General features: G+C 50.6%; 22 protein-coding genes and 1 pseudogene. 10 read left to right on the forward strand and 13 right to left on the reverse strand.

Annotated features, from left to right (window positions below; all coding sequences use genetic code 11):
* Positions 1-31 precede the first annotated feature (31 nt).
* Entirely contained in the window at positions 32-1,960 is a 1,929-nt protein-coding gene (locus J7L64_05435; GenBank protein ID MCD6451785.1) for a Na+/H+ antiporter NhaC family protein, read from the forward strand.
* A gap of 7 nt (positions 1,961-1,967) precedes the next feature.
* Positions 1,968-3,095, forward strand: a complete 1,128-nt coding sequence (locus tag J7L64_05440) for an NAD(P)/FAD-dependent oxidoreductase (protein ID MCD6451786.1) — start codon at positions 1,968-1,970, stop codon at positions 3,093-3,095.
* 4 nt (positions 3,096-3,099) lie between these two features.
* Here the strand turns inward: J7L64_05440 and J7L64_05445 are convergent, their stop codons facing one another.
* From J7L64_05445 to J7L64_05485, 9 genes are all read right to left on the reverse strand, one after another.
* Complete coding sequence (locus J7L64_05445) at positions 3,100-3,519, reverse strand: DNA-binding protein (GenBank protein ID MCD6451787.1); 420 nt, start codon at positions 3,517-3,519, stop codon at positions 3,100-3,102.
* Between the two features lie 11 nt (positions 3,520-3,530).
* Complete coding sequence (locus J7L64_05450) at positions 3,531-4,661, reverse strand: M20 family metallopeptidase (GenBank protein MCD6451788.1); 1,131 nt, start codon at positions 4,659-4,661, stop codon at positions 3,531-3,533.
* A 12-nt stretch (positions 4,662-4,673) separates the two neighbouring features.
* Positions 4,674-5,102, reverse strand: a complete 429-nt coding sequence (gene ndk / locus J7L64_05455) for a nucleoside-diphosphate kinase (GenBank protein MCD6451789.1) — start codon at positions 5,100-5,102, stop codon at positions 4,674-4,676.
* 10 nt (positions 5,103-5,112) lie between these two features.
* Positions 5,113-5,658, reverse strand: a complete 546-nt coding sequence (locus J7L64_05460) for a fumarate hydratase C-terminal domain-containing protein (protein MCD6451790.1) — start codon at positions 5,656-5,658, stop codon at positions 5,113-5,115.
* An 8-nt stretch (positions 5,659-5,666) separates the two neighbouring features.
* On the reverse strand, positions 5,667-6,512 hold the full coding sequence (locus J7L64_05465; GenBank protein ID MCD6451791.1) for a fumarate hydratase: 846 nt from the start codon (positions 6,510-6,512) through the stop codon (positions 5,667-5,669).
* A 6-nt stretch (positions 6,513-6,518) separates the two neighbouring features.
* On the reverse strand, positions 6,519-7,451 hold the full coding sequence (gene mdh, locus J7L64_05470; protein ID MCD6451792.1) for a malate dehydrogenase: 933 nt from the start codon (positions 7,449-7,451) through the stop codon (positions 6,519-6,521).
* Between the two features lie 28 nt (positions 7,452-7,479).
* Positions 7,480-8,721: an isocitrate dehydrogenase (NADP(+)) gene (gene icd, locus J7L64_05475; GenBank protein ID MCD6451793.1), complete on the reverse strand. Its 1,242-nt coding sequence runs from the start codon at positions 8,719-8,721 to the stop codon at positions 7,480-7,482.
* 67 nt (positions 8,722-8,788) lie between these two features.
* Positions 8,789-9,289, reverse strand: a complete 501-nt coding sequence (locus J7L64_05480) for a 3-isopropylmalate dehydratase small subunit (GenBank protein ID MCD6451794.1) — start codon at positions 9,287-9,289, stop codon at positions 8,789-8,791.
* Entirely contained in the window at positions 9,286-10,548 is a 1,263-nt protein-coding gene (locus J7L64_05485; GenBank protein MCD6451795.1) for a 3-isopropylmalate dehydratase large subunit, read from the reverse strand. Before J7L64_05485 ends, J7L64_05480 begins: the two co-directional genes overlap by 4 nt.
* Positions 10,549-10,761: 213 nt before the next feature.
* Here J7L64_05485 and J7L64_05490 point away from each other — a divergent pair, with 213 nt between their 5' ends.
* From J7L64_05490 to J7L64_05525, 8 genes and pseudogenes are all read left to right on the forward strand, one after another.
* On the forward strand, positions 10,762-12,603 hold the full coding sequence (locus J7L64_05490; protein MCD6451796.1) for a LysM peptidoglycan-binding domain-containing protein: 1,842 nt from the start codon (positions 10,762-10,764) through the stop codon (positions 12,601-12,603).
* Between the two features lie 12 nt (positions 12,604-12,615).
* A pseudogene (locus tag J7L64_05495) lies at positions 12,616-14,150 on the forward strand (YifB family Mg chelatase-like AAA ATPase).
* 116 nt (positions 14,151-14,266) lie between these two features.
* A complete protein-coding gene (locus J7L64_05500) occupies positions 14,267-16,303 on the forward strand; it encodes a hypothetical protein (GenBank protein ID MCD6451797.1) in 2,037 nt (678 codons plus the stop codon).
* 53 nt (positions 16,304-16,356) lie between these two features.
* Complete coding sequence (locus tag J7L64_05505; GenBank protein MCD6451798.1) at positions 16,357-17,526, forward strand: VWA domain-containing protein; 1,170 nt, start codon at positions 16,357-16,359, stop codon at positions 17,524-17,526.
* An 11-nt stretch (positions 17,527-17,537) separates the two neighbouring features.
* Positions 17,538-18,326, forward strand: coding sequence for a carbon-nitrogen family hydrolase (locus J7L64_05510; protein MCD6451799.1), 789 nt, complete (start codon positions 17,538-17,540; stop codon positions 18,324-18,326).
* 11 nt (positions 18,327-18,337) lie between these two features.
* Positions 18,338-19,870, forward strand: coding sequence for a VWA domain-containing protein (locus J7L64_05515; protein MCD6451800.1), 1,533 nt, complete (start codon positions 18,338-18,340; stop codon positions 19,868-19,870).
* Positions 19,871-19,951: 81 nt separating this feature from the next.
* Entirely contained in the window at positions 19,952-20,674 is a 723-nt protein-coding gene (locus J7L64_05520) for an outer membrane beta-barrel protein (protein ID MCD6451801.1), read from the forward strand.
* An 11-nt stretch (positions 20,675-20,685) separates the two neighbouring features.
* Positions 20,686-22,380, forward strand: a complete 1,695-nt coding sequence (locus tag J7L64_05525) for a cobalamin-dependent protein (protein ID MCD6451802.1) — start codon at positions 20,686-20,688, stop codon at positions 22,378-22,380.
* On the opposite strand, the gene J7L64_05530 is transcribed toward J7L64_05525, so the two are convergent.
* The 4 genes from J7L64_05530 to J7L64_05545 are packed head-to-tail and all read right to left on the reverse strand — an operon-like array spanning position 22,377 to position 25,617.
* Positions 22,377-23,126 (reverse strand): hypothetical protein, encoded by a 750-nt coding sequence (locus tag J7L64_05530; GenBank protein MCD6451803.1) that lies wholly within the window; start codon positions 23,124-23,126, stop codon positions 22,377-22,379. The genes J7L64_05525 and J7L64_05530 overlap by 4 nt on opposite strands.
* Positions 23,127-23,136: 10 nt before the next feature.
* Positions 23,137-24,057: a sugar kinase gene (locus tag J7L64_05535; GenBank protein MCD6451804.1), complete on the reverse strand. Its 921-nt coding sequence runs from the start codon at positions 24,055-24,057 to the stop codon at positions 23,137-23,139.
* 12 nt (positions 24,058-24,069) lie between these two features.
* On the reverse strand, positions 24,070-24,930 hold the full coding sequence (gene mtnP, locus J7L64_05540; protein ID MCD6451805.1) for an S-methyl-5'-thioadenosine phosphorylase: 861 nt from the start codon (positions 24,928-24,930) through the stop codon (positions 24,070-24,072).
* A 48-nt stretch (positions 24,931-24,978) separates the two neighbouring features.
* Positions 24,979-25,617, reverse strand: a complete 639-nt coding sequence (locus J7L64_05545) for an outer membrane beta-barrel protein (GenBank protein ID MCD6451806.1) — start codon at positions 25,615-25,617, stop codon at positions 24,979-24,981.
* Positions 25,618-25,738 lie beyond the last annotated feature (121 nt).

Here is a 25,738-nt window from a genome sequence, read left to right on the forward strand (position 1 = left end):
AATACAAACTTGCGAAAGCGAGGTGTTTTATATGAGGATTAGAAAAGTTCTTATATTATTTTCCCTTTCGTTTTTTCTTCTTTTCTTCACTGCCAGAACCATCAAAGCGGAGGAAGGGTTTTCCCTCTCCCTCCCCCGGGTTGTTATCCCCAATGTCCCTTTTAAAGCTACAATAACCCCCAAAAAACCTCTCATCGCTGGGGAGCATCATTTCACCCTCTCCACTGCCGAAGGGAAGGTGCTCGCTTCGGGAGTAATCCGAGATGGGAAACCGATCACAGTCAAGGACCTTACAGTAAAAAAGAGGGGAAAGATTACCCTTATCCTCAGGGTGGATGGGGAGAAGATAGAGGGGAAAACGCGGGCGATACCAGGGGTTCTATCCATCCTTCCCCCGCTTCTCGCCATCATCCTCGCCCTAACCTTGCGTGAGGTGATCATCGCCCTATTTGCTGGCGTCTGGTTGGGAGCTTTCTTCATCTATGACTACAACCCATTCACTTCTTTTCTCCACGCTCTTGACAACTACTATGTCACTACCCTAACCGATTACAATCACGCAGCCATCCTTCTTTTTTCCCTCATCCTTGGAGGTATGGTAGGGGTTATGTCCAAATCTGGCGGAATGCAGGGGTTGGTGGAGAAGATAGCAAAATTCGCCAAAAATGCCCGCGGGGGGCAACTCGCTGCTAGGATTATGGGGGTGTTGATATTCTTCGACGACTATTCCAACACCCTTATCGTTGGGAATACGATGCGCCCCTTTACTGACAAGCTCCATATCTCCCGGGAAAAACTTTCCTATATCGTGGATTCCTCAGCCGCCTGTATAGCAAGTATCGCTGTCATCTCCACCTGGATCGGTTTCGAGGTGTCGCTTATAAACGACGCTTTTGTCAATCTTGGACTCTCGCGGAACGCCTATATCACCTTCCTCCGAACGATACCTTCCCGTTTCTATCCTATATTCACCTTCATCTTCGGTTTCGCTGCTGCCTATATGGTTCGAGATTTCGGCCCGATGTACCGCGCAGAGGTAAGGGCAAGAACAAAAGGCCTGGTGATCGCTCCGAACGCCGTTCCCATAGCTGATCCCGATGTAGCCTTGGGACACCCCCCAGAAGGAACGCCCCGGCGCTGGTACAATGCGGTCATTCCCATCGGGATTATCATCATCGGTACCTTCCTCGGGCTCTATATTACCGGAAGAAACGGGATAATAGCGGCAAAGGGAGCCGCCTATATCAAACAGGCAAAGATATACGAGATAATTGGGGCAGGGGATTCCTTCCGGGTGCTCATCTGGGCGTTCACCATTGGTTCGGTAGTCGCCATCGTACTCGCGGTCTCCCAGAGAATACTTAAATTAGGAGAGGCACTTCATGCCTGGGTTCAGGGGGTAAAGGCAATGGTGCTCGCTGCTATAATCCTTCTTTCTGCCTGGGCGATCGGGGCAATCTGTACCGATCTCAAAACCGCCGACTATGTAGTTCACATCTCCCTCGGCTTCCTCTCGCCTCGTCTTATTCCCCTTCTCTCATTTACCTTAGCCGCAGCGATCAGCTTTGCTACCGGCTCCTCCTGGGGGACGATGGCTATCCTTATGCCCATCGTGGTCCCCTTAGCTTACAAAGCCCCTTCAGCCGCTGGGCTCAGCCCCGGCCTTGGCGAGTACATCCTTTTGGGCTCAATCGCTGGGGTGCTTGCCGGTGCTGCCTTTGGCGATCATTGTTCTCCGATATCGGACACTACCATTATGTCCTCGATGGCTTCCGGCTCCGACCACATCGACCATGTACGAACACAGCTACCATACGCCCTTACCGTAGGAATAACGAGCGGTATCATCGGCTATCTACCAATGGGATACGGCATAAGCCCGGCAATAACCATCCCTATTGGCGGGGTGTTGCTCATCGCCTTCATCAGGTTGGTGGGAAAGAAGACGGACAATCTTTAAGTAAACTATGAGAATCGGCATAATAGGAGGAGGACCGGCAGGGGCTGAGGCAGCTCGGTTATTAGCTAAAGAGGGCAACGAGGTTCTCCTCTTCGAGAGGAAAACATCATGGGAGAAGCCCTGTGGGGGTGGCATTACCCCGAAAACCTTTCGTCTTTCTCCCCATCTAAAGAGCAAAGAGCTTCCAGGGCGTGAGATCGAAAGGATAACCTTCATCGCTCCTTCAGGAAGAAGGGCTACCATCTCCCTCAGGGAACCACTATTCATCGTCTCCCGAAAGGCGCTATTCCGCTTCCAGCTGAAGAGGGCAGAAGAGGAAGGGGCAAAATTAATCCAGGATGAAATAAAAAACATAGAGCAAAAAGATAAAAGCTGGCTTCTTATAGGGAAGGAGGGCTATGAGGTCGATATCCTAATCGGAGCGGATGGGATAAAGAGCATAGTAAGGAGAAAACTCAGGGGGAAGTTTCGTCCCGGGGAACTCGGCTTTGCCCTCGTCTCTTTTCCCTATGGAGATTTCCCACCGGAGATAATAATCCGCTTTCTCTCCTCTCCTCCAGGCTATCTCTGGTGGTTCCCGAGGATAGGCCACGCCTCAGCCGGCATCTGCACTCCTCTCATAGGAAAGGGAAAGGGGCTCGAAAAACTCCTTCAGAAGTTTCTAAAGGAGGAAACTCCGGAAAGGGGGGAGGAAAAAGGAAAGCCAATCTCCTTCCTCACCCCCTTTCTCCAAAAGGGGAACTCGTCGAAACTCTATGGTGAAAACTGGGCGCTTATCGGGGATGCTGCCGGTCTCGCCGATCCCTTAACCGGTGAGGGCATCTACCCTGCTCTACTTTCAGCGCATCTGATCTCCCGGGCGATAAAAGAAGGAAATATCTCAGCCTACGGGGAATACCTGAGGGAAAAGCTGATTCCTGAGATAGAAAGCGCCTATCGGATAAGAAGGTTCTTTTTTAGCTCCAAGGTTCTCGAACTCGGAGTTTCCCTTCTCGCCAAGAGCAAGGCTTCCGCTGAGATATTCAGCGAATTAACTTCGGGTGAGCTCACCTACCGAGAGTTAAAGGGGAGGGTGTTATCCACCCTCCCCCAAGCAGCCAAGGAATTTATCTCCCTCATCTACAGTGGAAGGTAACCTCTCAGAGATTCCACAGATTGAGCCCGGTATCGGGGTCATATTTCCGAGTTAGCTCGAAATCGAAGGTCAGCACCAGGAACTCCCCAGTAAGGGCAATCCTCGCCGAGGAGAGATGACCCGTATAAGCGGAGAGGTCAGAGGAAGAGATGGTCGCATGGGCGTGGATTAGTGGTTCCCCATTAAGGTAGCTAATGTTAGCGGTAAGGTTTCCCAATTCACAAGAGCCCTTAAACTCCTTATGAAAGTATTTCTTCTCCTCCGGTTCATAGTAGCTTAGCTTGACATTATCAATCGTCCCGATCCCAAAGATAACTCCGCTCTTTATCTCGTTTTCCACTACAAATTTCTTCAAAGAAGAGAGTACATCCTCTCCCTTATCCAAACGAATAAGATAACCGAGTGCCACCTTTTTGACCTTCATAATTACACCTCCTAAATTAATGTAAGGATAGCGGTAAGAAGCATCCCCCGTTCAGGAAGGCTTCTTATGATCACATGTTCCCCTATGGCATGAAGGCCCTCGCCATCAGCTCCAAGCCCATCTATGGTGGGAGTCCCCACCGCGGAGGCGAACGAGGCGTCACTCCCGCCACCAGACATACCATCGGTCAAGGCGATCCCGAGTCTCTTTCCCACCTCCTTCACCTTCTCAAAAAGCGCCGCATTTTCCTTTGTCTTAACCAATGGAGGAGAAGCGATCCTCCCCGTTATCTCGAGCTTTGCACCGGGGAGTTTCGGTTTCAAAGAGAGGAGCTTATTCATCATCTCCTCCCCATCCTCCGGTGAGAGGAAGCGAAGATCTATCTCCGCCTCTGCCTCGGCGGCGACCACATTGGGACGGGTTCCCCCCTCTATCCTCCCCACATTAAGGGTGATCTCCCGGGAGTAATCGGTGAGGCTATGGATGTAGATGATCTGATGGGCTAATTCTTCAATAGCGCTTATCCCTTCTTTATGATTCGCCCCCGCATGAACTGCCTTCCCAAAGACCCTTAGCTTCACCTTCCCAACCCCCTTTCTCACTGTCTTAAGTGCCCCGCCGGGAAGGGATGGTTCGAGGCAGTAAACCACCCGGCTCCTTCTTGCCTCCTCTTCGATCAATTGGCGGGAATGGGGACTGCCTATCTCCTCGTCCGAATTAAGGAGGATCACCACCCTGCTCTTCGGCTTAAGGGATAGCTCCTTTAAGGCGGAAAGGGCATAATAGGCAATGACGATGCCCGATTTCATATCGAGGGTACCAGGACCGAAGAGCTTGCCGTCCTTCTCCGTTATTGGCCGTTTCTTGACCTCACCCAGGGACCAAACGGTGTCCATATGGCAAAGGAGGAGAACCTGCTCCTCCCCCTCACCGTACTCCACCCTGAGACAATCCCCCACCTCCTTTTGAGGGATAACCTCCACCTGAGCACCGAGCTCCTTGAATCGCTCGGCAATAAACCGTGAAAGGATATCCACCGCCTCCTTCTCTGTGGTGGGCGACTCGAGCTCGCATAGCTGGGTGAGGAAGCTAACCATAGCTCTTTCTTTATCCTTAAAATAAGCCTTAATCCTTTCCTCCATTTTATCCCCCAATCATCTTGAAGGAAGGAGCTCTATATCAGGGAAGAAGAAGCTCACTTCGAAGGCGGCGGTTTCCGGGGAATCCGAACCGTGGATCGCATTCCGCTCTATGTTCTCACCGAACTTAGCCCTGATCGTTCCCTTCTCCGCCTTTGCGGGATCGGTCGCCCCCATCAACTCACGAAGCTCCCTAATAGCATCCTCCCGTTCGAGCACCATCACCACCGACCGCCCTGAAGACATAAAATCGGTAAGACTCTCATAAAAGTCCTTCCCCTTGTGGACATAATAAAAAGCCTCGGCTTCCTTCTTGGTCAATCTCACCATCCTCATCGCTATTATCTCAAAACCAGCCTCCTCTATCATCTGGATAATTGCCCCTACTTTCTTCCTTCCTACCGCATTGGGTTTTATGATGGAAAGCGTTCTCTCTTTAGCCATAGTCACCCCCTTAATCGATTCTTCTCCTCAACTCAAAAAGATCTCCGCCAAAGGCGTCATAGATAACCACCGCGGGGAAGTCGACCACCTTAAGCCTGAGTACCGCCTCAGGACCAAGATGAGGAAAGGCGATCACCTCCTTATCCTTTATATATTTTGAAAGAAGTGCCCCTGCTCCGCCCAAGGTGCCAAAATAAACCCCTTTAAACTGGGAGAGAAGCTCCCTTACCCTCGGCGATCGGGGTCCCTTACCGATGAACCCCCTTGCCCCTGCCTGAAGGAAGGAGAGCATATAAGGGTCCATCCGGGAGGAGGTGGTCGGTCCTGCCGAGCCGATCACCTTCCCCGGCGGTGGCGGCGTCGGTCCTACATAATATATCGTTTCTCCCTTAAGCTCAAAGGGAAGGTCCTTCCCCTCTTTGATCATCTCGGAAAGGAGCTTATGGGCAGCGTCCCGTGCAGCTATCAGCCTTCCTGATATGAGCACCCAATCACCCGCACGAAGGAGGGAGATGGTCTCTTCAGAAAAAGGCGATTCTATCGGGATGAAGTTCATCGTCTCCCTCAAATGATCACCCTCTGATGTCGATGAGAATGACACCCTAAGTTCACCGCTACCGGAAGGCTCGCTATATGACAGGGATGGGTTTCGATATTGACCGCCAAGGCGGTAGTCCTTCCCCCAAGACCAAGGGGACCAATACCAAGCTCATTCACCAGGAGGAGAAGTTCCTCTTCTAAGGCGGATATCGCTTCATCCTCGCTCCGTTTCCCTATTGGTCTTAGAAGCGCCCTTTTGGCGAGGGTGGAAGCGAGCTCCATCGTCCCTCCTATCCCTACCCCGATGATAAGAGGAGGACAGGCGCTCGCTCCCTTCCTCGCCACCTCGGAGAGGATGAACCGCTTCACCCCATTTATCCCCTCCGCTGGGGCGAGCATCGCCACCGAGCTCATATTCTCGCTCCCTGCCCCCTTCACCAGGAAATCGATCACCAACCTATCGCCAGGGACGATCTCGATATGGATAACCGCTGGAGTATTGTCCCCCGTGTTTCTATCCCTTCTAAGGGGATCGGCAAGGATGGATGCTCGGAGATACCCTTCTCGACACCCCTTAGCCACCCCTTCATTTATCGCCTCGGGAAGGCTACCCCCGGTAATCACCACCTCGGCACCGAGCGTGACAAATACTACCGCCACCCCAGTATCCTGACACAAAGGAAGATGTTCTTTTGCCGCCAACTCCGCATTTTCGATAAGCTTGGCAAGGACGAATCTACCGTCCTCCGAGGTCTCCTGTTCCTCAGCCCTCCTCAGAGCAGAAAGGACATCATCGGGCAAAAAATAATTAGCCCGGACAGCAAGCTCAGCTACCTTTTCGCTTACTGTCCGGGCTTCGATACGACGCATTTTATGCTACATCACCCCGATCTTCTCTACCAATCCGCGCACCGATTCCGCTGACTTTTTGAGGGCAGAGAGCTCCTCCTCGTTCAGCTTGAGTTCAATTATCTCCTCCACCCCGTTAGCACCGAGCTTGACCGGAACCCCAACGAAAAGACCGTTTATCCCGTACTCACCTTCAAGATAGGCAGCACAGGGGAGGATCTTCTTCTTGTCCTTAACTATCGCTTCCACCATCTCGGCAATGGAGGAAGCAGGAGCATAGTAGGCACTACCGGTCTTGAGGAGGGCAACGATCTCACCACCGCCCTTCCTTGTCCGTTCGACCAGCTGATCTATCCTCTCCTTAGGAAGAAGCTCGGTTATCGGCACCCCAGCCACCGTGGAAAACCGAGGCAGAGGAACCATCGTATCGCCATGCCCCCCAAGAACCAGCGCATGGACATTTTCTACCGAGACATTGAGCTCCTGAGCGATGAAGGTACGGAAGCGGGTGGAATCAAGTATCCCCGCCATCCCCATCACTCGATTCTTGGGGAAGCCGCTCACCTTGAAGACGGTCTGCGCCATCGCATCGAGGGGATTGGTTACCGTAATGATGATGGCATTGGGTGACTTGGCGACGACCTTTTCGGTAACCTCCTTCACTATCTTGAAATTCGCCTGAAGAAGGTCATCACGACTCATCCCCGGCTTTCTGGGAAATCCAGAGGTGATGACCACGATGTCTGAATCAGCGGTGTCGGCGTAATCGTTGGTGCCGATGATATTGGTATCACACCCCTCTACCGGGGTGGACTCGAGCAGGTCGAGCCCCTTCCCCTGAGGCATCCCCTCGATGATGTCGAGGAGGACAACATCACCCAATTCCTTGTAAGCGATGCGCTGAGCAGTGACCTCACCCACATGCCCAGCGCCTATGACCGATATCTTTCTCCTTTTCATTGCGACACTCTCCGTTTTATGAAATAAATTAACCCATATTCTCCACAATAAGTTTGCCGAACTCGGAACACTTAACCTTGGTTGCCCCTTCCATCTGCCGCTCGAGATCGTAGGTGACCGTCTTGTTCATAATCGTCCGTTCAAGCCCCTGCTTGATTAAGTCTGCTGCCTCACGCCAATTGAGGTACTCGAACATCATCGCGCCAGAGAGAATGAGGGAGCTGGGGTTGACCTTATCCTGTCCCGCATACTTGGGAGCGGTTCCATGAGTGGCTTCGAACAGAGCAAGATAATCTCCGATATTGGCACCAGGTGCCATACCAAGACCACCTACCTGAGCAGCGCAGGCGTCGGAGAGGTAATCGCCGTTCAAATTGGGAAGAGCGATAACATCGTACTCATTGGTCCTGGTCAATATCTGCTGAAGCATATTGTCAGCAATCCGGTCCTTGATCACGATCTTACCTTCGGGCTGCTCCCCATTGTACTTCTCCCAAAGCTCGGTCTCGGTTATGGTAACATCAGCAAATTCCTCTTTCGCCAGTTCATAGCCCCAATCGCGGAAAGCACCCTCAGTGTACTTCATAATGTTCCCCTTGTGAACCAGGGTCACGCTCTTCCTGCCATAATCGAGAGCATACTGGATCGCCTTTCTCACCAATCTCTTGGTGGCAAACTCGGATATCGGTTTGATGCCGATTCCTGAATCCCCACGGATATTACACCCCATCTCCTTGTTGAGGAAATCAATCACCTTTTTCACCTCAGGAGTACCCTTAGCCCACTCGATCCCGGCGTAAACATCCTCGGTATTTTCCCGGAACACCACCATATCCATCCTCTCGGGACGCCTTACCGGACTGGGAACACCACGGTAGTATTTGATTGGACGGACACAGGCATAAAGGTCAAGCACCTGCCGCAAAGTAACATTAAGGCTCCTATATCCCCCACCAACCGGGGTCGTAAGGGGACCCTTTATGGCAACTATAAACTCCCTTATCGCGTTGAAGGTGTCCTCAGGAAGGACCTCACCATAACGCTCCATAGCGCGATCTCCAGCGAAGATCTCCATCCAGACGATTCGCCTCTTACCACCATACGCCTTCTCCACCGCGGCGTTGAACACGGGCATAGCTGCCTTCCAGAGGTCAGGACCGATTCCATCCCCAACGATGTAAGGGATGATCGGGTCATCAGGGACGACCAACTTGCCGTCCTTGACCTCAATCTTAGTCCCTTCTTTAGGGACCTCAAGCTTCTTGAACATAACTCTACCTCCTATGGATGATTACAGGTTAATTCACTATAAAAACACCCCTTCCGGGGGTAAAGCCTCAATCAAGCTTAAAACCACCGTGCTTCTTGATATGCTCTGCCAACCCACCATCCATCAAGATCTTGGTCATCACCGAGGGAAGCGGAGGAAAGGTGAGTTCGATGTTCTTGGTCTTATTTACGATCTTTCCTGCCTCGAGGTCCACCTCAAGCTCATCTCCCTCATCGATCTTATCGGTATCACAGATGATAGCAGGAAGTCCCACATTGATGCAATTTCTAAAGAATATACGGGCAAAGGATTTGGCGAGAACCGCGCTCACCCCGGCAATCTTGATGATGGTTGGAGCGTGTTCCCTGCTCGAGCCGAGTCCAAAGTTCCTCCCTCCGACAACGAAATCTCCTTTGCTCATCGAGCTCGCGAACTCGGGCCTCGCATCTTCAAGGACATGTTTGGCAAGCTCAGGGAGGTTTGAACGGAGATGGAAATAACGCCCTGGGGCGATGTGATCGGTGCTGATATCGTCCCCAAACTTCCATGCTTTCCCTACCAGCTTCATTTTAGCACCTCCCTCGGATCTGCAAGCTTCCCGGCGATGGCAGTGGCAGCAGCTGTCGCCGGAGAAGCGAGGAAAATAAAACCATTAGGATTGCCCATCCTACCCTTGAAGTTCCTATTCTGGGTAGAGAGACACCGCTCTCCATCCCCAAGAACCCCCTGATGTACCCCAACGCAGGGCCCGCAACCAGGAGGTAGGATGGTTGCCCCAGCCTCAAGGAAGATATCGATCAACCCTTCCTTCAAAGCATCCATATAGACCTTGCGCGAGGCAGGACCAATGAGGAGCCTGGTGTCCGGATGACGCCTCTTCCCCTTGAGTATCTGCGCCGCTACCCTGAGATCACTCAATCTACCGTTGGTGCAGGTGCCAATAAACACCTGATCTATCTTCACATCCTTGCAGTCGGGATGATCGATGGTGCGGACATTATCCACCGTATGGGGGAAAGAAACGGTGGGAACGAGCTTTCCCGCATCGATCTCATAGACCTTCTCGAACTCAGCATCATCATCGCCCCTAACCTCACGATAATCCCCCTCCCTTCCGTATTGGGCGAGGAACCTCTTGGTTTTCTCATCGGAGAAGATGAGACCGCATTTTGCTCCCGCCTCAACCGCCATATTGGAGAGGGTCATCCGCTCCTCGAGCTCCATATTCTCTATGGTATCACCGACGAATTCCATCGATTTATAGGTGGCACCATCGGCGCCGATCATCCCAATGATATGGAGGATTAAATCTTTAGAATAAACCCCATCAGGCAGTTTCCCGTTTATGATGAAACGGAATGTCTCAGGGACACGAAACCAGGTCCTACCAAGAGCAATACCCACAGCAACATCGGTAGACCCCATCCCAGTGCCTAAGGCACCGAGAGCACCCGCAGTGCAGGTGTGGGAATCAGCTCCAATCAGGATATCCCCCGGCTTTACATACCGTTCATTTATCACCTGATGACAGATCCCATCTCCTATCTCGGAGACGATAGCCCCCGTCTTCTTCGAGAAATCCCGAAGAAGCATATGGTCATTCGAAAGCTCCTTCCGAGGGCTGGGAGCAGCATGGTCGAGGAAGAGAACGGTGTAATCGGGGTTAGCCGCCTGTACCAAGTTCATCTTCTCCAGCTGACGCACTGCCAAAGGACCAGTTCCATCCTGAACCAAGCAAACATCAACCTTAGCGAGTACGATCTCCCCCGCTTTAACCTCTCTTCCCGCATGCTCCCCAATTATCTTCTCAGCCATTGTTTTGCCCATAGCCGACCTCCGCCTTTATAAACTCGATTAGTGCACCTCACCTAAAGTTAAGTTAAAAAAAATCCATCGCTTTTAAGCATTTAAAGATATCATTAAATAAAATTACCTGTCAACCCCTTTTCGGACGCCTTCACCAAGCTAAAATCCAAGAAATAATGCAGGTTTTGGTTGACGAGAGAGAGCTTATATGGTAAGGAAAAAATGGAGTCATAAATGAAGGCACGGAGAGCATTCTTTATACCCCTATTCATAAGTCTTATACTCTCTTCTTGTGCCACCAACAAACCAATGGTGGTAAACCTCCCCAATCAGAACATAGAAAGGACAACAAAGGAGAAACCCGACGAGGGAAAGGAGACCGGCTCAGAGCTGGAGAAGGTAATCGCCCAGGCAGAAAAACACCTCCTCGATGGAAAAGAAGCCCTTTCCCTCGGTGATATCGATAGGGGAAGAGAGGAATTCAACAAAGCGATCGAGATCATCCTCACCTCAGGATTTAATCTCGAAAAAGAGCAAGAACTTAAAGACACATTCAACGAGATTTCGGACGAGATATACTCCCTTGAGCTCTCACTCCTGAAAAAGGAAGCAGGTATAACAGAAGCCCCAACGGAGCCCTCAATAATAGACGAAATAGAGAAGATAGACCTCGCAAAAGAGGAGAAAAAGCTAAGCGGAGAGGGAGAGAAGTTCAATCTCTCTGGAATCACCTACGATATCCCGATGACCTTCAACCCCGCAGTTCAAGCTTTCATCAACATCTTCCAGAACGAGAGGAGAAAGGAGATAGAAGCTGCCCTTCGACGCTCTGGGCGTTACCTCGATATGATAAAGAGAATATTCAAGGAAGAAGGGCTCCCAGAGGACCTCGCCTATATGCCGATCGTGGAAAGCGCTTTTAAGGTGCATGCCTATTCCCGGGCTCGCGCCAAGGGCTTATGGCAATTTATTGCGGGAACAGCGCGGAAATATGGTTTAACTGTGAACTGGTGGGTAGATGAACGCTCCGATCCAGAGAAGGCAACCAGGGCAGCAGCAAGGCACCTAAAAGACCTCTACAACCTATTTGGCGATTGGTATTTGGCGATGGCTGCCTATAATGCTGGTGAGAATAAAATACTCCGCGCAATTAGGAGGCTAAAGACCAAGGACTTCTGGCGCCTTGCCCGAAGCCGATACATAAGAAGGGAAACGAGGAACTATGTGCCTGCTATCTTAGCAAGCATCATAATAGCGAAGAACCCAACTTGGTTCGGCTTCTCCACTGCTAAAGAAAAACCGGTACCATACGAGAAGGTCAAGATCGACAGTTGTACCGACCTCCGGGTGATCGCTCAGTGTGCCGGGGTCCCTCTATCCCAAATTGTCGAACTCAACCCCGAGCTCCGGCGCCTCACCACCCCAGCCAATGTAAGGGAATACTGGGTGAAAATACCAAAGGGAACGAAGACCCGCTTTTTGAATAAATTCGCTGCCATCCCCAAGGAAAAACGGCTCATCTGGCGGCGCCACCGGGTGCGTCGGGGAGAGACCCTATCCCTCATAGCAAAGAAATATCGTACCACGGTAACCGCCATCCGCAAAGCGAACAGACTGAGGAACGCCCATCTCATCAGAGAAGGGCAAACCCTCATCATCCCTATGGGACCGGGCAGCTTCCGCTACATCCCCACCCTTAATCTACCATCCACCAGATCGCGAAGAAACTACCGCATTGGGGAACGGATTGTCCATCGGGTACGCCGGGGAGATACCCTTTACAGCATTGCCAAAAGATATCGCACCGATGTCCGCTCGATTATGGTCTGGAATAACCTCTCTCCGGAAAAACCGATCCACCCTGGGGAGCGCCTGGTAATCTGGGCGGGCAAGGTATACCGAGGAAGAAATAACAAAACAGGAAGGATAACCTACAAGGTAAAAAAGGGCGATACCTTATACGACATCGCCAACTACTTCAATGTCCCTCTGGATAAGATCTGCGAGTGGAACGGTCTTTCCAAAAAGAGCAAGATATACCCCGGAGACGAACTCACCATCTATACCAACAATTGAGGGAGATGTCCAATGTTGGCTAAGGTGTTGAGCGCCTCCTGTTATGGTATCGACGCCTACCTCGTCCGGGTGGAGGTCGATGTTTCTCCTGGGCTTCCTGGCTTCTCCACGGTGGGGCTTCCCGATACCGCGGTTCGGGAGAGCAAAGAACGGATCAAAGCGGCGATAAAAAACTGTGGGTACTCCTTCCCCGTGAAGCAGATAACGGTCAACCTCGCTCCCGCCGACATAAGGAAGGAGGGCTCCGCCTTCGATCTCCCTATGGCGATAGGCATCCTTTCTGCTACCGGTCTTGTCGAGAAAAAGACGATCGAAGAGTTCATAATTCTGGGGGAGCTCTCGTTAGATGGGGCAGTCCGTCCCATCAGGGGAGCGCTCCCCATCGCCGATTGTGCCCGGAAGGAGAAGGTTAGGGGGATCATCCTCCCCAAGGAAAACGCCACCGAAGGAGCCGTGGTCTCCGATGTCGAGGTCTATCCGGTGGAAAGCCTCCCGGAGACGGTCCAATTCCTGAATGGAGAAATGGAGATTCAGCCCCATAAAATAAATCTCGCTGAACTCTTCAGGGAAAAAAGCGTCTATAGCGACGACTTCGCCGATGTCAGGGGGCAGATCCATGCAAAAAGGGCGCTCGAAGTAGCTGCTGCTGGTGGGCATAACATCCTGATGATAGGACCACCAGGAGCAGGAAAAACGATGCTCGCAAGAAGACTTCCCTCCATTCTTCCCCGGATGAGTTTCGAGGAGGCGATAGAGACCACCAAGATCCACTCGGTAGCCGGGCTCCTCTCCCTCGATGATGGCTTGATGGCGCGAAGGCCCTTCCGCTCGCCTCATCACACCATTTCGAACGCTGGCTTGGTTGGAGGGGGAACCTATCCTCTTCCTGGGGAGGTGAGCCTTGCCCACAACGGCGTTTTATTCCTGGACGAGCTCCCGAGTTCCCAAGGAATGTGCTCGAGACACTGAGACAGCCGATGGAGGATGGAGTGGTCACCATCTCTCGAGCCTCCCACACCGTGTCCTACCCTGCTCGCTTTATGTTGCTCGCTTCGATGAACCCCTGCCCCTGTGGTTATTTCGGCGATCCAAAGCATAACTGCACCTGTACCCCTCTCCAGATAAGAAGGTATATCTCGAAGATATCAGGACCACTTCTGGACAGGATAGATATTCACATCGATGTTCCTGCGGTCAGTTATCGGGAACTCGCAGGTAAGAATGCGGGCGAGAGCTCCGAGGAGATAAGAAAAAGGGTGGAGGAGGCACGAAGGATCCAGCTCAACCGCTTCAAGGGAATAGGGATATACGCCAATGCCCAGATGTCAGCCAAGCTCATCGAGCGCTTTTGCAAGATCGACGCCGATTCGAAAAAGCTCCTCGAGATGGCGGTGGAGAAGCTCGGTCTAAGCGCCCGCGCCCATTATCGGATTCTAAAGGTGGCGAGGACGATAGCCGATCTCGAAGGAGCAGAAGAGATAAAAAGCAGTCACATCGCTGAGGCAATCCAATACAGAAGCCTCGACCGCAAATTGTGGGAGCGGTGAAAACCTCACCGGGTAAAAACTCAAATCCCATCTCAATTAAAACTGTCCACCGTTCAATCCAACGGAAGGATTTCCTTCTCTGATAAATTAGGACTATAATGTAAAGTGGTGAAGGAATGATAAAAATAAAAAGTTCGTTCCTGGCAAGTATTTGCTTTCTCGCCATCATCGCGAGCCCTGCCCTGGCTAAGGTAAGCTATCACATAAGCCTTACCTTAAATCCAACTGCTGGAGAAATTAAGGCGGTAGAGACGATCACCTTCACCAACGATAGTAAAAAGGAGCTTTCGGAATTAACCCTCCGCGTAGGACCAGCTTACAAAGGAGGCATAAAACTAACAAGCATCACGGATATCAGGGGAACCCCTCTTTCCACCTCTCGGCTTTCGCTTACTCAAATATCAAAAATGAACGCCCGATTTATCAACATAACCCTCCCCTCCCCCCTCCCTCCCGGTGGCTCTTATTCAATTAAGATAACCTTCAAGATAACCGATCTTCCCCATAACGAATATATCCTCCTTCTCGACACCACCAAAGGAGGAAAACCCTGCTGGTATCCTCGGCTCGTCTCCTGGAAAAACCCTTGGTTCCGAAACCGGGGAGACTACTTGATCGAGGTCACCCTTCCCCTCGGATATACCGTGATCTCCTCCGGGAAGGCAGAGCAAGAAGGTCCTTCTCCAAAGAAATTATCCTCCTCGAAAGGAGACATAAGGGGATTCACCTTGGTCATCGGGAAGGGGATGAAAAAGGTATCAACGGAAAGCGCTGGGGTGAGGTTAAACATCTATTTCCAGCAAGGAAAGAAGAGATTTGCCATCCGCGCTGGTACCATCGCCTCGGACATCATATCTTATTACCGAAACCGGCTCGGGTTCTTTCCAGGGGAGGAAATGGAGATAGTACTGATCCCTAAAACCGACTTAGAGGGAGAGGTGGCTCCCGGCATCATCATCCTGAACGATTCCTTCGAGAAACTCATTACCGATTACGGCTTCGATTTCGCTTTGAGCTTTCTCAGGTTCGAGCTCTCCTATCTCTTAGCCCGGGAGTATTTCGGGGAATGGCTGGCGGATCCGGGGAACTACATCCCCTGGCTCACCGAGGGTTTTTCCCTGTTTATGAGCGAAAGTTATACCCGCGCCGGAGGAACCTATCTTCCCACCTATAAAAACTATCGGGATTACTACATTACTGCGGCGGAACAAGGGGAGAACACCACCCTCTTAAGACCAATAGGGGAAATAAAGGGAAAGATGTCGAACTGGGAAGAGGTACTCGCCCGAGGGAAGGGATACGCCGTTATTAAGATGCTCGCCTATCTAATAGGGGAAAGAAAGCTTTGGGAACTGGGAAGGAAATTACTCGATCGATTCCCCCAGTCTCCCCCTGGTTATGACGAGTTGGTAGCTCTTTCCTCGGAGGTGGGAGGAAGGGATTTGTCGTTCTTCTTCAACCAATGGATAAAAGAAGAGAATACCCTGGACTACGCTATTAAAAGAGGAGAGCTCAGAAAAAGTGGGAACCAATGGCAAGGATCGATCGAAGTAGTACGCGAAGGGAGCGCTTCGATGCCTGTTAAGCTCACCGTTCTTCTTTCCGATGGGGAAAAGCTCGAGTTTAGTCTGAAGGAGGAGGAAAAAAGAGAAAGCATAACCTTTACCGCTAAAGCTCCACCTCGTCGAGCGGAGCTCGATCCAGAACAGATGCTTCCCGATATAGCGAGAAGAAACAACTATTTCTTCTTCCAAAGGCCAAAGAGATTGGGCGATATTCTCTTTCCCATCGACCGTGTTCTCGATATAGGAGCCCTCGATCTCAAAAGAGATTTCAAAAAGGAGGGCGCTTACCTTCGGGATGGGTTTTCCCTTCAGATAGCCAATAAAACCAATGAGCCGATAAATGTGGGTTTAGTCATTTTCTCGAGCTTCCCCGGACTGAGAACCAAGGGTAAGAGGACTCTATTTATATCCCTGCCCCCAAAAGGGAGAAGGATGATCAACGATTATTACCTCATCCCCAACGGCAAAGGAAGAGCCCGGATTGAAGCAAGGTTCTTTCTGGTGAGGGACCAAAAGGAACTTAGAGAAAAAATCCGTAAGGGAGAAAAGCCCGCTCTTTCCTTAAACAATGCAGTCGTCATAAAATAGTCTCCTTTCTCGCCAACGAAATGGATGCTACAATATAAGATCGAGGCAGATTAATGATGAAGAAATTCATTCCCATCATAGTGGTGGGTGCTCTTTTCTTCTCCTTCACCCCACCCTCGGGGTTGAAGGTGAAAATCGTCTCGCCTAAAGCGGGCTCATTTCCCTCTGGTCCCACCGAGATCATTGCTGAGGTGGAAAGGGCATCAGGGACCTCCATATCTCGGGTAGAGTTCTATGTAAACGACCGCCTCATTGGTACCGCTACCGCCCCGCCTTACCGTGTCTTGTGGCAGGCTCCAGCCGTCAGTACGAGAACCGTGATCGAGGTCATCGCCTTCGCCAGCGACGGGACCTTCGCCCGCGATCGAGTAATAGTTTCCGCGGTGACGGCGAGCTACCGAGTGAAGGTAAACCTCGTTTCGGTCTATGTCACTGTGCTCGATAAGGAGGGAAGTTATGTTTCTGGTCTAACTAAGGACGATTTCATCGTCTATGAAGATGGTGTTCCCCAAACGATAACAAACTTCTCTAAAGAAGAAACACCGCTTTCGCTTGCCTTCTTGATGGATATAAGCTCCAGTATGTATGGTGAGAGAATAAGGAGGGCGAGGGACTCTGCGGTAGAATTGGTCAAAAGACTGATAACCGGGGAGAACCGCGCCCTTATTATGGGATTCGACGACAAGGTATATCTCTACCAGAGCCTTACCGGGGACAGGAAGAAGCTTATCGATACCATCAATGAGATGACCCCGAACGGAGGAACTGCCCTTTATGACGCAGTAGCCTACTCTGTCCGCTTTCTCAAACATCTTTCTGGTAAGAAGGCGATCATCCTCCTTTCCGACGGGGATGATACAGACAGCCACTTCTCCTTCGAGGATGTACTCGATTATGTTAGGGAGTCAGATGTCCTCATCTACACCGTGGGTCTCCAGAAGTTGACCTTCTCTCAGACATTCATCAGGGAGACCGAGCTTACCGTAAAGCAATTGACCGAATTAGCGGAGGTAACCGGAGGAAGGGCTTACTTCCCAAACTACATAAATCGCCTTCCCGGGGTATACAGGAGGATCGGAAGAGAGCTTAGGAGTCAGTATGCCTTGGGCTACATCCCTAAAAGACAGGACTGGGATGGCAGTTGGCGACGAATAAAGGTGGTGGTCAAGAACCGTCCTGATCTGATCGTCCGCGCCCGGGAAGGATATTATGCTGCTCCATAGGGAGAGAGGAGATGAGCAAATTCAAACTCGGTTTGATCCAATTCGACATCGATTTGGGAAAGGTAAAGGAGAACATAGCTCGGGCGAAAGCGTTAATCTCCGAAGCCAAAAAGAGAGGCGCCGATATGGTGCTTCTTCCCGAGCTCTGGGCAATGGGTTACGATCTTCCAAATATTGAGGCTCACGCCTACCCTCTGGGGGAAGGGATATTTGCCGAAGTAGGGGAGATAGCGGCGAAAGAGGGATTGTTCATTGCAGGAAGTCTAATCGCTAAAGATGGGGATAGGCTTTACAATATAGCAACCCTCCATAACCCTCAGGGGAAGGTCATACTCACCTATAGCAAAACTCATCTTTTCCCCCTGATGAAGGAAGGGAAGTATTTTGCTCCAGGGGAATCGCTCCCCTTGGTGGAAACTCCCTTTGGAAAGATCGCCTTTGCTATCTGCTTCGATCTTCGCTTCCCAGAGTTATTCCGGAGCTACGCCCTTGCCGGCGCTGAGATCATCCTCCTTCCCGCCGAATGGCCCCGGGAGAGGATAGAACACTTCGAACTTCTCCTCCGGGCACGGGCGGTGGAGAATCAATACTTCGTCGCTGGGGTAAACAGAGTGGGGATCTCTGGCAAGTTCACCTTTCCCGGCTGTTCCCAGGTCGTCGCTCCAGATGGAAAAGTAATCGCTCGGCTCGGCGATGGCGAGGGGGTGGTTGTAGCTGAGATCGACCTCGAAGAAATAAGGAAAGTACGAGAAGCCCTTCCTACCCTTGAGAATAGGCGAAGGGAACTTTATCAACTTTGAGGGGTCAAGATATGAAACGGCGTTTGATCATCATCCTATCATCGATTTTTCTCCTCCTCCCCTTATCCTCCGTAGGTGCTCAGGTATCGGGCAAGGGAGGAAAAGAGGAGACATATGCCAAGATCCTTATAAAACAAAAACAGGTCATATACGGCAAGCAGAGGATTACCCTGAACTTCGATGATCCGGATTTGCTCTTTGTGGAATTCATCATCGATGGAAAGAGGGTAGCGGTGGATAATGAAAAACCTTACGAATGCCATTACGATTTTGGAGATAAGCCAACCACCCACGAGGTAGTGGTTATCGGTTACTACTCTAAACGGGCATTCGAAAAAAGGCTCGAGCGGGCGGTAGAAAGAGGGAAAAGGGAGGAGAAAGGTGAACAAGAGGAGGCAAAGAAAGTACTCTTCTCGGTAAAGATAACCTCACCTAAAGGAGGAAGCTACCTTGCTGGCAAGAAGAAAATAATCGCTGAGGTGAAGATACCACCCGGAGAGATCGTGAGCCGGGTTGAGTTCTATGTAAACAAGAAACTGATCGCCACCGATCGGGAACCACCTTATGAGACAACCTACGACTTCGGGAATAAGTTCAACCGTCAATTGATCGAGGTAATAGCCTATACCGAAAGTGGCAAAAAGGCATCGGATGCCATCGTTAGCCTCGATCTTGAGGGGTTCGTATTTAAAGCAAAGGTGGAGCTGGTCACCCTCGATGTAACGGTAACCGATAAGCGGGGGAGATATATCTCAGGGTTAGGAAAGGATGACTTCCTCGTTTACGAGGATGGGGTTTTGCAGAAAGTGACCCATTTCAGCCGGGAAAAACGCCCCCTGGTAGTTGGGATACTCATCGATGCGAGCGGTAGTATGAGAGGATCAAAGATAAACAGGGCAAAAGAGGCGGCTATCCGGTTCATAAAGAACCTTGCCGATGAAGATCAGGCATTTGTTATGAGTTTTGCTGATACACCCAAGCTCCTTGAACCTCTTACAGGGAACAGAGAGAGATTGATATCAGCCATAAGGAGCATAAGCGCAGCAGGGGCAACCGCTCTCAATCAAGCGGTTTACGATGCCCTGAAACTACTCGGCGAAAAGCACGGAAGAAAGGCGATAATCCTCCTTTCCGATGGCTACGACACAGTAGGCAAGATAGACGAGGAAAAGGTCCTCGAAGAGGCAAAGAGAACCAATGTGAAAATATACTCCGTCGGTATAATGGGGTATCAGCTGGCGCCGCCAATGCCCCTTTCTAAAAACCCCTATGTACGCAATCGGGGCTACGGTGAGGTGGTATTAAAGAGCCTTGCTGATTGGACCGGCGGGGAAGCTTTTTTCCCAAATTCCCTTGGCGAGCTGGTAAGGATCTATCAGGGTATTGCGGATGACCTCAAGACACAGTACTCACTCGGCTATGTCTCGACCAACCAGAAACGGGATGGAAAATTCCGCACCATCAAGGTGCTACTTAAGAAAAAATCGCTTAAGGCAAGAACAAGGAAGGGGTATTACGCCCCTTCAGAAGTTGACAGGAGGTAAACCACAAGTGTATAGTGAGTTCAGGTAAGGACAAGGAAAGGGTATTACACCATTTCCGAAAAACGGAGAGGAGGAAGATAGATGCGAAAAACTCTGCTGATATTAACGGTAATCGCCCTCGCTGTTCTTTTCTCCCTTGCGGCAGTAGCCAAGGATAAGGGATATCGTTTCTACCTTGGAGTCAACGCTGGCTACCTTATGCCCGATTTCTCTCATAGCTTTACCTCTTCCCTATTAGGAACAGAATTAAGCGGTCAATACAACATCTACACCAATCCAATTCTCGGAGTTGAAGGTGGGGTGAAACTCACCGATCACATTGGAGTATATGCGGGCTATGATAGATTTTTCGGAAAGCTCAATGCGAAGTTTGACTTTTCCATTGTATATCCCTCCTTCCAGCCGATATCATTTACCCTCACCAATGGGAAGACAACCTACAACATTGGAGAATTCGGTCTTGTATACAACTTCGGGGGTTGTTCTACTATCAATCCTTATCTCCGGGGAGGGATCGTTTACATAAAGGGCAACATCGATCTTGTTAGTTTTCTCCAGGTAGATATCGATGTTAACAGCCAAATTCTCGACTACCACTCCTCTTTCACGAAGACGACTTTCTCCACTACTGGCGCGATCATTGGAGGGGGGATAACTTATCGAGTAAGCAACCACCTCGGACTAAACTTGGGCGCCAACTATCTCTATGGGAAGACAACGCTACCTGAGCTGCTAACTACAACCAATATGGAGGTTAACCTCGGCGGAATTCATATAAACGGAGGTCTCCGTTTCTACTTTTAGGGTAAGGTCTAATGCAGATATTTTTCATCTATCCCTTCCCTCCACCAGAACTTCAGCCGACCTGCTTCGGGCAGGGGATAGGGTATGTCTCCGCTGTCCTAAAAAGGGAAGGACATAAAACCCGGGGGATAATAATCCACCGGCTGGAGAAAGAGAAAATAGAAGAAGAACTCTCCCGGTTCCGTCCGGATCTCATTGCCATCTCCACCACCTACGATCAATTTCCCCTGACGAAAGAGATATGCTCCTTCCTCGCCGAAATAGAAGCCCCGCCGGTGGTGATCGGTGGGATCCACGCCACTACCTGCCCCGAGGAATGTCTCGCTCTGGAAAATGTAATAGGCGTCTGTCGCGGTGAGGGGGAGGAGGCGATGGCGGAGTTCGTCTCCCACCTCGAGAAAAAGGAGGATTACCTGGGAACCAAGAACTTCTGGTTTCGCCACCAGGGGAAGACGATCAAAAACCCACTCAGGCCTCTAATCAAAGATTTAAACGCCCTTCCCTTCCCTGATCGGGAGCTCATCGATTTTCAGCGGTTGGTGGACACCCAAAGGGAAGCTCAATTTATGGCAGGAAGGGGATGCCCTTACTTCTGCACCTATTGTGTAAATCACTATCTGATAAAGGAATACAAAGGACTTGGTAGTTTTGTCCGCCTAAGGGATGTGGAAAACCTCATAGCTGAGATCGAGAAGGTGGTTGCCCGCTACCCGGGCATCGAACGGATAGGTTTCGACGACGACATATTCATTATGAACCGAAGCTGGCTCTCCCAATTTGCCGAAGAATACCCCAAAAGGGTGGGGCTCCCCTTCTGGTGCAATGCCCGGGTAAACCTGGTCGATAAGGAGATAGTAGCATTACTTAAAAAGGCAGGTTGCTTCCAGGTGAAGATGGGGGTAGAAAGCGGAAACAGTCGAATAAGAAACGATATCCTGAAAAGAAGGATAAAGGACGAGGAGATAATAAGGGCGTTCGAACTGGTGAGGGGAGCAGGAATAGAATGCTGGTCGTTCAATATGATCGGGCTCCCTTACGAGACAGAGGAGACGATACTGGACACCATTCGCCTGAACCGAAGGATAAAGCCGGATCGCATCTGTCTCTCAATGTTCCAGCCCTATCCTGAGACCGAAAGCTACTACCTGGCAAAAAGGGAGGGGTGGATCAGTGGGGAGAGGGTCTCCTCCTACTTCGAGGACAAGCCTACTCTCTCCCTTCCCACCATCGATGGCGAGACCATCACCGATTACTTCCACATCTTTAGGGAAATGGTGGAGAAGGGAGAGGAGGGCTATTTTCTAAGCTACGGCTGGCACTCCTGGGAGGAAGAAGGGGGAACTCGCTTCCGCTGGAGCAAGAAAGAGGCAGAGATATTGGTAAAATCAAGGAAAAAGCCCGAAGCGTTTTCCCTCACCATATCTGCCCATTTCCCTGATCTCGCCACCCGTCCCCTGACCGTGAGCTTCACCGTTGATGGGGAGGAGAAGGTTCGCCTAACCTTAAATAACGATGCCCCAAAGCGGGTAATAATCCCCCTTCCCGGGAAGACTGGCAGGTTCATCAGGATAAGGATGCACCTTTCTCACGCCATCGTCCCAGCAAGGGATTTGGGCATTCCTGACCCCCGGGAGATCGGGGTAAAAGCAAGGGATTTCGAGCTAACCCTTGCCAAAGGCTTTCTCAGTCGTCTACTTCCAGACTAAGGCAGAATAACCAGCCTGAGAAGAACCGATCTAAGTGAAGGGGCGAAAAGCGCCTTCAATAAGATGTCGGCAATGAGGCATATCCCGGCGATAAGGAGATACCATTTAACATCACGGAGCCGGAAGGGGTATTTCAGGATCCGGGAGAGAAGGGGCTCGGCAAGCACTACACCGAGGATGACATAGGCGACAATCCGAATAAGAGACCAGAAATGCCATCCTAAAAGGAAGGTGAGGGCAAAGCTTCTCGAGTGGAGAAGAAGGCTTCCCACATAGAACGCCATATAATCAACGAGCACCGCACCAAGGGCTATCGCAAGAAAGCTTGCACTCACTAAAGAAAGAAGCAAAAACACCCCAAGATGAATGAGATGCTCGGGGATAAAAAGTGAAGGTGTCCCTTCCTTTCCTATCCCCGTTTTAACCCAGTAAAACATCTCATCTCGGTAAGGAGGACCGTTTATTATCGAAACCGCGGTCTTCTCGGGTAGGAAATAGACGAGGAGGCTCATCACCGCTCCCAGGAGAAACGCCCAAAACAACATCAGATAAACCGCTTCCCTCCTTCTTCCTCTGTAAAGAAGCGAGATCATTAGGAAGTAGGGCGGGAGTGAGATGAGAAAGGGGAGAGAGAATCGAAGCCTTAGCAAAACTCCAATTAAGGGCAAGAAAACGGTCACCAGCAAGATAATAAGGGCGAGGAAGAGAAAGGAACACCTTCCCATCCTCTCAAGCAATCCCTTCATAATCATAGGATCAGATGGAGGGGAAGCTTCCCTCAAACCTGGTCAACTTGATGAACTCGCGAAAACGCTCCTTTATCTCGGCGGGCTTGAGCTTGAGAAGACGGTTTAAGCTGAAATCCTCCACAGTGAAAGAGGCAATCACGCTCCCCATCACCACTGCCTGTCTCAGATTATCCTCGGAGAGCTCTCCCGACTTGGCAAGACACCCAAGAAACCCGCCAGCGAAGGAATCACCCGCGCCCGTCGGATCGACCGGTCGCTCCAAAGGGTAAGCAGGAGCGAAGAAGATTCCCTCCTGAGAGAACATCATCGCCCCATACTCCCCTCTTTTCACCACGATCCGCGAAGGACCAAGGGAAAGAAGCTTTTTCGCCGCCTTTACCAAATTGGGCTCGTCAGCCAACTGTCTCACCTCGGCATCGTTTATCAATAGGATATCCACTTTAGATATTACCTTCTCAAGTTCGTTTGGCTTCCCCTCTATCCAGAAGTTCATCGTATCAAGGGCGGTGAGCCTCGGTGATGTGATCTGGGAGAGCACCTTATCCTGAAGTTCAGGATCGATATTGGCAAGGAAGAGAAAAGGAGCTTTCCTCAATCTATCTGGGATTTCCGGTTCGAACTCAGCAAAAACATTGAGCTCAGTGGAGATGGTGTGTGCCTTATTGAGATCGTAATCGTATCTTCCCACCCAGCGGAAGGTCTTTCCCGGCTTCCGCGCAAGACCACTCGTATCCACACCTCGACTTTCAAGAAGAACTATATGCTCTTTGGGAAAATCATCCCCCACTACCCCCACCAACCCCACCGGGACGAAGAAGCTCGCTGCCACCGAAAAATAAACTGCGGAACCACCAAGAGCCTCTTTGACTTTCCCAAACGGCGTTTCTACCGAATCGAGAGCAATTGATCCCACTACCACGATGTCCATTAGACCCACTCCTCATAGATACTTCCCAATTATAAGGGAAAGCCTCTTCTTAACCTCATCCGGAATAGCCTTTCTATCGGTGATAATGGCATCCTTAAGGGCGGTGGCACAACCACACTTCCTTTCTTCCGGGATCATCGCCACTGCCTTTTTAATTATCCGCTTTGCGGTCTCGGCGTTCTTCGTAAGGTTGGCTACGATCATCTCCACCGTCACCGATTCTTCCGCCTCGTGCCAGACATCGTAATCGGTAACCAAAGCGAGGGTAGCGTAACAAAGTTCTGCCTCCCGGGCTAACTTCGCCTCGGTGAGGTTGGTCATCCCGATCACATCAACACCGAAACTACGATAGATACGGGACTCCGCCTTGGTGGAGAACTGAGGTCCTTCTATACAGACATAAGTCCCGCCCTTGTGCATCGTAGCCCCCACTTCCATCCCTGCCCGATAAAGGATCTCACTCAAGGTAGGACAAAGGGGATCAGCAAATGAGATATGGGCGACGATCCCCTCCCCAAAGAATGTGGAAATCCGGTTCTTCGTCCGATCGAAAAACTGATCCGGGATCACTATATCGGTCGGTTTTATCTCCTCCTTCATACTCCCCACCGCACTCGCCGAGATGATCCATTCTGCCCCGAGTTTCTTGAAACCGTAGATATTCGCCCGGTAGTTTATCTCAGAGGGAAGGAAACGATGTCCTCTTCCATGTCTTGCCAGAAAGGCTACCTTCCTTCCTTCAAGCTCTCCCACGATATATCTATCCGAAGGAGCGCCGAAGGGAGTATCTATCTCGACCTCCTTTACCCCGGAAAGACCCTCCATATTATAAAGTCCACTTCCTCCGATAATCCCAATCTCTATTTCAGCCATAAGAATCCTCCTTCCTAAAACGAGTGGCCTTGGATATGAAAATTGACCTTACTCGAAAATGAAGCCGAAACCGGCGTTTACCACAAATTGGCTTTTAATAAGATCGGAAAATATCCGTTGATAATTCCCCTCGAACTTAACGGAGAGGAACTCGGTAATAAGATACTCCATACCTACTGCCCCATTCACTCCGAAAGATGTGTTGCGGTAAAAGAGAGGGAGGGGGAGACCACTTTGTCCAGTCTGAGGATCCCTGCCAAAAATATCCTGAGTATAAGTATATTGGTAAGCACCCACCCCCAAGTTGATATAGGGCGCCAGCTTACCCGCCGGGAATCTCAAAAGGAGACCTATGGTTCCGTATTGAAGTTCGAGCCTAGGCCGTCTGATATCAAGGGGAGAAAACTGCTCCATATATCCCTTCAGCTCCTGTCCCCCTATCATAATCTCGTGAGGTCCCCGGAAATTGGTGAAGCCACCGCCAAAAGACATCCCAACATTTCTTGAGAAAAGATACTCAAAGCTTAAAAAAACAGAAGTGGTGTCCTCGCATCCCGTGCGTCCCGGATGAAGATAACCCGCCACTCCATTGAACCGATACCTTCCACTTATCTTCTCCTCCGCCCCCAGTAGAAAGAGGGAGAAAAAGATAAACGGTATCAAAAAAATAGCCACCCTTCGGCACATTTCCTCCTCCCTTGGCATCCAAACTTGATTATGCCTTGAGACGGCCCCTAAGTCAAGAAGAGCGATCCCCTTCGCTAAGGGAACCGCTCTTTTTTAAATTCTCTCCCTCCCTCTTAAAAAC

The organism is Acidobacteriota bacterium (assembly GCA_021161905.1).
GTDB lineage: Bacteria > Acidobacteriota > B3-B38 > Guanabaribacteriales > JAGGZT01 > JAGGZT01.